The organism is Microcoleus sp. B3-D7, assembly GCF_036705305.1.
Taxonomy (GTDB): Bacteria; Cyanobacteriota; Cyanobacteriia; order Cyanobacteriales; family Microcoleaceae; genus Microcoleus.
Window position 1 is genome coordinate 183,894 of record NZ_JAUBUE010000007.1, and the last position, 10,266, is coordinate 194,159.

Sequence of the window (10,266 nt, forward strand, 5' to 3'; positions counted from 1 at the left end):
TACTCCAACTTCGCCTCCTACTCCAACTTCGCCTCCGACGCCGACTCCGAGGATTCCGATTCCACCGACAGTTAGCGTGCCTGATGCTGATTCGCCCCTGCTGTCAATTAGTTCGATCGCCCCCACGCCGGCTCCCGGACTATTGCCAATGCCCGGGCAGACGCCGATATTCCCGACGGTGCCGAACCCGCTACCCTTACCTCCTACACCTTTCTCCTAGGTGCGATCGCGCAGCTCAGTGATGAGTGATGAGTTAATGTAAAACTCACTAAACTCATCACTCAAAACTATTTAACGTCCTGGGGAGTTTCGGCCGAGTCTTCTGGCGACTCGGCTGGAGAATCTTCTAGAGGAGATAATTGTTGGGTGTACCCCAAGAGCGATCGAAGTTTCATGCGGTGGATGTAAGGCCAGCCGCCATTGGCTTCAATATTCCTGAGCAGTTTGTAAAGTGCTTGGCGGTTGTCGGGAAAAGACGCTTGAAACAAACCGTCCCGAATTTCCCGGTGCGAAGCTTCCAGCCTCCGCAGCAGGGCCAAAAGCAGCAGACTGTCTCCCTGACAACTTTCGGCTAAAGTCCGAATCGCCTCTGTCAGCGATTGCATTTGAGACTGCAACTTTTCTGACTCTAAATCTTTGCCGTTGTCCATACCGCTGCTTCCTTTGAAATCTACAAGGCCTTTGTCCCCAGCCTTTTGGTCAACCGACTAATCGAGCTAGTCGCGATCGCCATTCGGGGTCATAAGCAAAGTAACTTAAGTAGGTTGACTTAAGCAATATTAATTTGCAGTCCAAGTCAGGAAAAGAGCACAACCCGTCGTACCATGTGTATTGGGCTGCGATCGGAACATGATTGAGAAATCATAAGTTCATGCTTATTTTCACGGCGCACTAGCTTGATTTTCTGAGTCAATGCCGGTGTCGGTGAAGCGAGCGATCAGGATCTAAATGCTGCCCTAAGCGCTGGCCTAGCCTGCCGGCGGGCAATTATATTTTGCTCGAAGTAGGGCTTTTTCTTAATATAATCCGATGTTGGATATTGAGGTTTGCAATGAAATATCGTGCTTTAATTGTTGCACTTTTAGCATTTTGCATGAGTGCGCTGGTTGCTTGTTCTTCTGCTTCTGACACGACGGTAGCGACTACTGAGTTGCTCACCTACGACGAGATTAGAGGTACTGGCTTGGCTAATAACTGCCCTAGCTTGGCAGAAACTTCTCGGGGATCGATCCCCATCGAAGCGGGCGCCACCTATAAACTGACTGGTTTGTGTTTGCAGCCCACAACTTATTTTGTGAAGGAAGAACCAGCAAACAAACGTCAAGAAGCGGAATTTGTGCCTGGTAAATTGCTGACACGGTTCACGTCGAGCATTGACCAAGTTCAAGGTACGCTTAAGGTCGGTAATGACGGAACTCTGACTTTCACAGAAGAAGACGGCTTGGATTTTCAAGCTATTACGATTCAATTACCGGGCGGAGAGCAAGTACCTTTCTTGTTTACCATTAAAGAACTGGTAGCTAGTTCCGAACCCGGAGTAGTTGCTATCAATACTTCCACCGATTTGAGAGGGGAGTTTAACGTTCCTTCTTACCGCAGCGCAGGCTTTTTGGACCCTAAAGGTCGCGGGGTATCGACTGGCTACGACAATGCTGTAGCGCTTCCGGCTACTGACAATTCCAAACTGCAACGGTCTAATGTTAAGCTGGCTGACACTCGCACCAAGGCGGGCAGAATTTCTCTCCAAGTTGCTAAAGTTAACAGCGCCACTGGCGAAGTTGGCGGGATTTTTGAGAGCACGCAGCCTTCTGATACTGATTTGGGAGCTAGACCGGCTCTGGACGTGAAAATTCGGGGTTTGTTTTACGCTCGGATTGAGCCTTCTGTATCGTAAAATTGGCTTTCTGGATCGATCGAACTTGAGTAGTTTTTTACCCTAAAGGTACTGCTCGCTCTTCATTAGCCAACAGTCTTGAGCAACCTAACTTAGGACTGTTGACTAATGACTAAATTTATGATTTAATTGTGGTAATTCGCAAGTTATGAAGTTGGGATTTTTTATTAATTAAAGTATTGTATTCACAGCGCTTTCAGCTTATAATGTATTTTTTTAAAAAACCTGATTAAATAGGAGATTTGGTCGCAGGTCTTCTACCTGGTAAAAGTCTGCCTTATGCCGAAAACCTTCGGATAATCCCGCTAAATCCGTTCACGTTCCGAAAACTCAACTGGTGTGTCCGCTATCACACATATTAAGTGCTACGATTACACTACATAAAAGTGAATTTTTTTAGACTAGATTGGAAACTAGATCTAAAGCAACTTCAGTCCTCTGCTCTACCCACCCTTATGCCACCATGTCTACCACACTGCCGAACGAGCTAAAAAGCGAAAATTTGCAATTGTTGCGCGAGTACCAACTTTCTGGCTCTAATGAAATCCGCAATCAGTTAGTTAAACTGAATATTGGACTGGTCAGAAAAGAAGTTTACCACTGGATCAACCAGTGCGGTGAAAGTTACGACGATTTGCTGCAAGTCGGATGTATTGGGTTGATCAGGGCGATCGAGCGGTTTGATATCGCGAAGGGGCACGCTTTTAGTTCCTTTGCAATTCCCTACATACGGGGCGAAATTCAACACTATTTGCGGGACAAAAGCCCTTCTGTGCGATTTCCCCGCCACTGGCAGTCCCTGGAACGCAAATCAGTAGCAGCGATCAAGGAGTTGCAGGTGCAGTTAAACCGCAAACCTACGGATGCTGAAGTAGCAGCAGTCCTGGAGGTTTCTGTACAAGAATGGCAAGAAATTAAGTTGGCCCATCTCAACAGATCGCCTCTGAGTTTGGACGCGCCGATGCAAGATGAAGATGAGGGGGCTACTTGTCTGGGAGAATTGGTGCCCGATAGCAAATATCGGAGTTTTCAGTTGGCGCAAGAGGATCAAATTCGCGTACAGCAAGCTTTGGCTATGTTGGAACAACGGACTCGCGAGATATTGGAGTTTGTTTTTCTCTACGATTTGACGCAGAAAGAAACGGCTGAACGCTTGGGTATCAGTGCGGTGACAGTTTCTCGGCGAGTTAAGAAGGGGCTGGATTTGCTCAAGGAAATCATGACTAAACAGCTTTAGTGATTAGTCATTGGTCATTAGTCATTAGTCAGCAGTCAGCAGTCAGCATTAAGCTGCTACCGATAACAAATAACAAATAACCACTGACTACTAACTAATTTTTAGATGCTGCGGACAAATTTATCGAGCCTTTCTACGGCTTTTTTAATTGTGCCTAAATCGGTGGCGTAAGACAAGCGAATATGGTCGTCTGCACCGAACGCAATCCCCGGAATAACTGCTACTTGCTGCTGTTCTAAGAAAGCGTCGCAAAATTCCAAAGAATTCATTCCAGTCTTGCTGATGTTGACAAACATATAGAAAGCACCGTCTGGTTTAATACAGCTAATTCCAGGGACAGCATCGAGTAATTCAAATATTACCTGACGCCTTTCGGCAAAAGCTAGACGCATTGTTTCGACAGACTCTTGACTGCTTTCCAAAGCTGCGATCGCGCCGTACTGTGCAAAAGTACACACATTTGATGTACTGTGACCTTGAATGGTGCTGGTGGCTTTAATTAATTCGCTCGGCCCGGCCAAATAACCGACTCGCCAGCCTGTCATCGAGTAAGCTTTAGCGAAACCGCTGCTGATCAGGGTGCGATCGAAGATTTCTTGGCCTAGGGAACCGATGCTGACGTGTTGGGCGTCGTCATATATAATTTTTTCGTAAATCTCGTCAGCAACGACTAAAATATCTCGATCGACTATCACCTCAGCCAACGCTTTGATTTCCGCCGTAGTATACACCATTCCCGTCGGGTTAGAAGGCGAATTCAGTACAAATAACTTGGTTTTGGGAGTAATCGCTCGACTCAGTTGTTCCGGTGTAATTTTATATCCTGTAGAAGCATCAGTCCGTACAATTACTGGCTTGCCGCTAGCGAGTTTCACCATTTCAGGGTAGCTTAGCCAGTAGGGAGCCGGAATAATTACTTCCTCTCCAGGCTCGATCAGAGCCATCATCAGATTGTAGAGGGAATGCTTGCCGCCGTTGGTGACAATGATATTTTCTGGTTGATAGTTGAGATTGTTGTCGGATTGGAGTTTGCGCGCGATCGCAGCTTTTAACTGCGGTTCCCCAGCCACAGGGCCGTACTTAGTCTTGCCCGCGTCTAAAGCTTGTTTTGCCGCTGCTTTAATGTGTTCGGGGGTATCAAAGTCGGGTTCTCCCGTACTCAAACTACAGACATCAATCCCTTCGGCCTTCATGGCTTTAGCCTTAGCGGCGATCGCCAAGGTTATGGAAGGAGAAACCTCACCCACTCGTGCTGCCAACTTAATCATTGGATTTTAGATATTAGATTTTTGACTTTCGATCATAGGGTGACAAATGTTGATATTCAACCCTGTTGTTAGGGAATTATGACATTTGTTTACATAGTACGTAAAGGATTAAGCAATTAAAGAATAAAAATTAAAGAAGCTCTTAGTTTTAATTTTTATTCTTTAATTTTTATTTTTTGACGTTATTATTGTACCATTTTTGATGCCTCGTTACCCTCAACGCCGATCTGCAAGCTTATGGATCTCAAATCTTTGATTCGCGACATTCCTGATTTCCCCAAGCCGGGAATTCTGTTTCGAGACATTACAACTTTGCTGCGCGACCCGCAAGGGCTCAGCTACACCATTGACAGCTTAGCCGAAAAATGCTCTGCAATGTCTGTTGACTATGTGGTGGGCATGGAATCGCGGGGCTTCATCTTTGGCGCGCCTTTGGCTTATAAAATGGGAATAGGCTTTATTCCTGTCCGCAAACCAGGGAAACTGCCCGGTGCGGTTCATTTTGCTGAGTACGAGTTGGAGTATGGTGTCGATCGACTGGAGATGCACCGAGATGCGATGACATCCGGCAGCCGGGTGCTGATTGTGGACGATTTAATCGCCACTGGCGGAACAGCGGCGGCCACGGCTAAATTGTTGGAACAAGCTGGCTGCGAGCTTGTCGGTTTTGCTTTTATCATTGAATTGCAGGCTTTGGGCGGCAGGCAGAAATTGCCGGATGTGCCGATCGTCACGCTAGTTGAATATTAGTTAGTTAACTGTTGGCAGTTGACAGTTGACTGCTGACAGTTGACAGTTGACAGTTGACTGCTGACAAATAATATCCTTGACCTTTGCATCGGAATTATTCATCTCTCTCTTCTCTTTCTCTGCGTTCTCTGCGTTCTCTGCGTTCTCTGTGGTTAAATCATGCCGATGCAACCGGAATCAATATCATTCACAATTCTTCAAATCTAAAATCTAAAATCTAAAATCTAAAATCCTATGACTTCTATTAAATTGAATCGAAATTGGCGAAAGTTGAATTCTCTGTTTGGTGGCGAAACATTTACTTATGTTTTAAAGCGACTTTTGCAGGCACTTTTAACCCTCTTTTTGGCATCGGCTCTTTGTTTTGCAATTATTGAGCTAGCACCGGGAAATTACTTGGATACATTGAGCCAAAATCCGAAGATTTCGCCGGAGACACTCAAGCAACTCGAACAGCAGTTCGGCTTAGATAAACCAGCTATTGTGCAGTATTGGCTGTGGCTGCAACAAATTGTGACGCGGGGGAATTTTGGCACGAGTTTTGTGTATCAGCGATCCGTAGCTTCGCTGCTGTGGGAACGAGTACCGGCGACGTTATTAATGGCGATCGCATCTTTGATTGTAACTTGGGCGATCGCGATTCCCTTGGGAATAGTCGCCGCCGTCAATCAAAACCGCACAGTCGATCGAGTTCTGCAAGTAGTCAGCTACACGGGACAAGGATTTCCGAGCTTTATCACAGCCTTGCTGCTGCTATTTTTTGCTCAAAATACTTCGCCTCTTTTCCCCGTCGGAGGAATGACAAGCATTGACCACGCAGACTTACCTTGGTGGGGTCAAATCCTCGATTACGGCTGGCACTTAATTTTGCCAACTGTCGCCCTTAGCCTTACTGGTTTTGCTGGTTTGCAAAGATTGATGCGCGGACAATTGTTGGACGTGCTGCGTCAAGATTACATCCGAACAGCACGGGCGAAAGGTTTGCCGGACGATCGAGTAATTTACGTTCACGCTTTGCGGAATGCTGTTAATCCGTTGATTACGCTATTGGGTTTTGAGTTTGCTAGTTTGTTGAGCGGTGCGTTTATTGCGGAATTTTTCTTTAATTGGCCGGGTTTGGGAAAGCTGACTCTGGAGGCGGTGAACAATCAAGATTTGTATTTAGTAATGGCAAGTTTGATGATGGGTGCGACCATGTTGATTGTGGGGAATTTGTTGGCGGATTTGCTGCTGAAAGCTGTCGATCCTCGGATTAAGCTGGAAGATTTGAAATAGAAGACTTAATTCAGTAACAGAAGGTACGCAAGGGCGATTTGTAATAGTCAACAGTCAACAGTATTCTCATTATCCATACCCCCTACCCCCTGCCCCCTTACCCATCTCGGAGTGTTTTATGTCAGAAAAACAAGCAAACGAGCCAATAGACATCTCCCATAATTCTTGTGGGGTAGGCATCCTGCCTGCCTTTAACAGGCTTGTTAGGAGATGTCTAATGAGTTTTAGTCGCTTTGCCGACGGGTACAGGCATATTGACAGTTTTTCAGAAGAGGCAAGGCACACAGTTAAAGTGTTGTTAAAAAAGGCTGGCACGGATGACGCTGAAGCAGCAGAGCGGATACTTTCAAGCATGACAAGACTGGATCTCAGCGACAATAAAATTACCGACATCAGCTCCCTCGGCTCGCTCACCAATCTGACAACACTGCATCTTAACAACAATCGAATTACCGACTTCAGATTCCTCGGCTCGCTCACCAATCTGACAACACTGCATCTCAACAACAATCGAATTACCGACATCAGTTTCCTCGGCTCGCTCACCAATCTGACAACACTGCATCTCAACAAAAATCAAATTACCGACATCAGTTTCCTCGGCTCGCTCACCAATCTGACAACACTGCATCTTAACAACAATCAAATTACCGACATCAGCTCTCTAGGCTCGCTCACCAATCTGAGAGAACTAAATCTCAGCGACAATCGAATTAGCGACATCAGCTTCCTCGGCTCGCTCACCAATCTGAGAGAACTAAATCTCAGAAGCAATCGAATTACCAATATCAGCTTCCTCGGCTCGCTCACCAATCTGACAACACTGAATCTCAGCTACAATCAAATTACCGACTTCAGCGCCTTCCGATCGCTCACCAATCTGACCACACTGTATCTCGAAAAAAATCAAATTACCGACATCAGTTTCCCCGGCTCGCTCACCAATCTGACAACACTCGATCTCAGGCTCAATCAAATTACCGACATCAGATTCCTGGGCTCGCTCACCAATCTAACAACACTGTATCTCTACCACAATCAAATTACCGACATCAGATTCCTGGACTCGCTCACCAATCTGACAACACTGTATCTCTACTACAATCAAATTACCGACATCAGTTCCCTAGGCTCGCTCACCAATCTGACAACACTGTATCTGGAGGACAATCAAATTACCGATATCAGCGCGTTGCTATCTCTCACCAATCTGACAACACTGCATCTCGACAACAATCAAATTACCGATGTCAGCGCCTTGCGATCGCTCACCCATCTGACCACACTGTCTCTCGGTCACAATCAAATTACCGATATCAGCGCCTTGCGATCGCTCACCCATCTGACAGAACTGACTCTCTACGGCAATCCAATTACCGCTCTGTGCGTGTTAGGCGAACTCGCACAGAAACGTCTTACTCTCTCGACTAGGCCAATTGATGCTCAAAAAGCCACAGAAGCAGTCAAAGTTGCCTATGCCGCTATTGGCTTAGAAGAACCCGAAGTTATTGTTTGCAGCAGTCCCCGCGACGCTTATCTCCAAATCTTTAACTTGCCGAAACACGACCATTCACAAAACTGCTCAGACAAATGGCACAGGAAGAGATTGGGGAAAAAGCTATACTGGCAAGGGATGTCCCCATCGATTGTGAAAGAATTTGCAAGTCCGGCAGTGTGGCAGTATGAGTTCGAGCGCATGAGGTTCGACTCCGAACCAGACCGCACACTGAGTTCGCTAATGAAGGAATTGGTTGACGAATATGAGCGATCGGAACAAACGAAGAGGAATGTTTTTTCCGCTCATTCGTTCGACCTGAGATACGCTGAAACCCCCACGACTTTATTTAAAGAAATCTATTTGACTGAACTTTATATCTCTTCATCAGGCATCAATATCTCCCAAAAGGCACAAGAAATACATCGCTGCCAAAAGCTGCTTTTCGAGCATTGCGGTTTGATATTTCCCTTTGAAAAGATTTGTTATGTATGCGATCGCCCCCGCCACCTGCGCTTTGACAGTCAAAACCGCTTGCACGCAGAAGGAGAACCTGCGATTGAGTTTGCCGACGGATGGAATTTTTACTATTATCAAGGCGTCAGATTGCCTGAAAAATACGGTCAATTTCACCCAAATCAATGGCAATCCCAATGGCTTTTAACAGAAGAGAATGCCGAGCTGAGGCGAGTGTTAATTCAAGGAATTGGTTACGCTCGCATAATTCAAGAATTGGAAGCAAAACAACTAGATAGTTGGCAGGAATATGCACTATTACAAATAGATAATGCCGATGTCGAGCCGATTTATTTGTTAAAAATGACTTGTCCGAGTACGGGATTCATTCACGCTTTGAGAGTGCCGCCTAACCTGACATCTGCTAGGGAGGCAATTGCGTGGGTAAATTGGGATATCGATCCAGAGGAATTTTCCGTGCAGACTTGATATAATTGCGGCGATGGAGTTCTACAAGTAGTCAGCTACACCGGACAAGGATTTCCCCGCTCGATCGCAGCGTTGCTGCTATTTTTTGCTCAGAATACTTCGCCTCTGTTTCCCATCGGAGGAATGACTTGTATCGATCGCGCAGACTTACCGAATGTGGGGTCAAATCCTCGATTACGGCTGGCACTTAATTTTGCCAACTGTCGCTTTGAGCCTTACTGGTTTTGCTGTCCGGCAAAGATTGAGGCGCGGACAATTTTTGGACGTGCTGCGTCAAGATTACATCCGAACAGCACGGGCTCGCCGGGAAGCCGGACGATCGAGTAATTTACATTCATGCTTTGCGGAATGCAGTTAATCCGTTGATTACGCTATTGGGTTTTGAGGCAAGCTAGTTTGTTGAGCGGTGCGTTTATTGCCGAATATTTCTTTAATTAGCCGGGTTTGGGAAAGCTGACTCTGGAGGCGGTGACTAATCAAGATTTGTATTTAGTAATGGCAAGTTTGAGGATGGGTGCGACGATGTTGATTGTTGGGAATTTGTTGGCCGATTTGCGGCTGGAAGCTGTCGCTCCTCGGATTAAGCTGGAAGATTGGAAATAGTAGACTTAACTCAGTAATATGAGGTACGCAAGGGCGATTTGTAATAGTCAACAGTCAACAGTCAACAGTATTCCCATTACCCATGCCCTATGCCCCATGCCCCCTGACCCATCTCGGAGTGTTTTATGTCAGAAAAACAACCAAACGAGCCAATGATTTTTAGCCGCTTTGCCGACTGGTGCAGGCATATTGACAGCCTTTCAGAAGAGGCAAGGCACACAGTTAAAGTGTTGTTAGAAAAGGCTGGCACTGATGATGCTGAAGAAGCGGAACAGATACTTTCAAGCATGACCGAATTGGAGCTCAGCAACACTGGAATTAGCGACATCAGCTCCCTCGACTCGCTCACCAATCTGAGAAGACTCGATCTCGGCGACAATAAAATTACCGACATCAGCTTCCTTGGCTGGCTCACCAATCTGACAGCACTGGATCTGGCCAGCAATCGAATTACCGACATCACCTTGCTCGGCTGGCTCACCAATCTGACCACACTGCATCTCAACAACAATCAAATTACCGACATCAGCTTTCTCGGCTCGCTCACCAATCTGACAAGACTCGATCTCGGCGACAATAAAATTACCGACATCAGCTTCCTGGGCTCGCTCACCAATCTGACCACACTGCATCTCAACAACAATAAAATTACCGATATCAGATTCCTGGGCTCGCTCACCAATCTGACCACACTCGATCTCAGCAGAAATCAAATTACCGACATCAGATTCCTGGGCTCGCTCACCAATCTGACCACACTCGATCTCAGCAGAAATCAAATTACCGACATCAGATTCCT

Annotated in this window: 7 protein-coding genes and 4 pseudogenes; 9 read left to right on the forward strand and 2 right to left on the reverse strand. The window is 46.3% G+C overall.

What is annotated here, in order from left to right:
• Positions 1-220 (forward strand): annotated as a pseudogene (locus QUB25_RS08135) (calcium-binding protein); the annotation flags it as partial.
• Between the two features lie 67 nt (positions 221-287).
• Here the strand turns inward: QUB25_RS08135 and QUB25_RS08140 are convergent.
• Positions 288-650: a hypothetical protein gene (locus tag QUB25_RS08140; protein WP_333040479.1), complete on the reverse strand. Its 363-nt coding sequence runs from the start codon at positions 648-650 to the stop codon at positions 288-290.
• 401 nt (positions 651-1,051) lie between these two features.
• Here QUB25_RS08140 and QUB25_RS08145 point away from each other — a divergent pair, with 401 nt between their 5' ends.
• A complete protein-coding gene (locus QUB25_RS08145) occupies positions 1,052-1,894 on the forward strand; it encodes a photosystem II manganese-stabilizing polypeptide (protein WP_333040478.1) in 843 nt (280 codons plus the stop codon).
• Between the two features lie 463 nt (positions 1,895-2,357).
• Complete coding sequence (locus QUB25_RS08150) at positions 2,358-3,131, forward strand: RNA polymerase sigma factor SigF (RefSeq protein ID WP_333040477.1); 774 nt, start codon at positions 2,358-2,360, stop codon at positions 3,129-3,131.
• 101 nt (positions 3,132-3,232) lie between these two features.
• On the opposite strand, the gene QUB25_RS08155 is transcribed toward QUB25_RS08150, so the two are convergent.
• Positions 3,233-4,399, reverse strand: a complete 1,167-nt coding sequence (locus QUB25_RS08155) for a pyridoxal phosphate-dependent aminotransferase (protein ID WP_333063931.1) — start codon at positions 4,397-4,399, stop codon at positions 3,233-3,235.
• A 237-nt stretch (positions 4,400-4,636) separates the two neighbouring features.
• On the opposite strand from QUB25_RS08155, the gene QUB25_RS08160 reads away from it, so the two are divergent.
• The 6 genes and pseudogenes from QUB25_RS08160 to QUB25_RS08185 form a co-directional block, all read left to right on the forward strand.
• Positions 4,637-5,149, forward strand: a complete 513-nt coding sequence (locus tag QUB25_RS08160) for an adenine phosphoribosyltransferase (protein ID WP_333040475.1) — start codon at positions 4,637-4,639, stop codon at positions 5,147-5,149.
• A gap of 234 nt (positions 5,150-5,383) precedes the next feature.
• Complete coding sequence (locus tag QUB25_RS08165) at positions 5,384-6,424, forward strand: ABC transporter permease (RefSeq protein WP_333182677.1); 1,041 nt, start codon at positions 5,384-5,386, stop codon at positions 6,422-6,424.
• A gap of 352 nt (positions 6,425-6,776) precedes the next feature.
• Positions 6,777-7,796, forward strand: a pseudogene (locus QUB25_RS08170) (leucine-rich repeat protein); the annotation flags it as partial.
• A 558-nt stretch (positions 7,797-8,354) separates the two neighbouring features.
• Positions 8,355-8,864, forward strand: a pseudogene (locus tag QUB25_RS29770) (DUF6745 domain-containing protein); the annotation flags it as partial.
• A 12-nt stretch (positions 8,865-8,876) separates the two neighbouring features.
• A pseudogene (locus QUB25_RS08180) lies at positions 8,877-9,467 on the forward strand (ABC transporter permease); the annotation flags it as partial.
• A gap of 125 nt (positions 9,468-9,592) precedes the next feature.
• On the forward strand, positions 9,593-10,266 hold a 674-nt coding region (locus QUB25_RS08185; RefSeq protein ID WP_333182678.1), incomplete at its 3' end, for a leucine-rich repeat domain-containing protein.

What these genes read in the sequence shown, in the direction of transcription:
- QUB25_RS08140 (WP_333040479.1), bottom strand. Translation starts at nt 650, where the DNA reads ATGGACAACGGCAAAGATTTAGAGTCAGAAAAGTTGCAGTCTCAAATG.
- QUB25_RS08145 (WP_333040478.1), top strand. Translation starts at nt 1,052, where the DNA reads ATGAAATATCGTGCTTTAATTGTTGCACTTTTAGCATTTTGCATGAGT.
- QUB25_RS08150 (WP_333040477.1), top strand. Translation starts at nt 2,358, where the DNA reads ATGTCTACCACACTGCCGAACGAGCTAAAAAGCGAAAATTTGCAATTG.
- QUB25_RS08155 (WP_333063931.1), bottom strand. Translation starts at nt 4,399, where the DNA reads ATGATTAAGTTGGCAGCACGAGTGGGTGAGGTTTCTCCTTCCATAACC.
- QUB25_RS08160 (WP_333040475.1), top strand. Translation starts at nt 4,637, where the DNA reads ATGGATCTCAAATCTTTGATTCGCGACATTCCTGATTTCCCCAAGCCG.
- QUB25_RS08165 (WP_333182677.1), top strand. Translation starts at nt 5,384, where the DNA reads ATGACTTCTATTAAATTGAATCGAAATTGGCGAAAGTTGAATTCTCTG.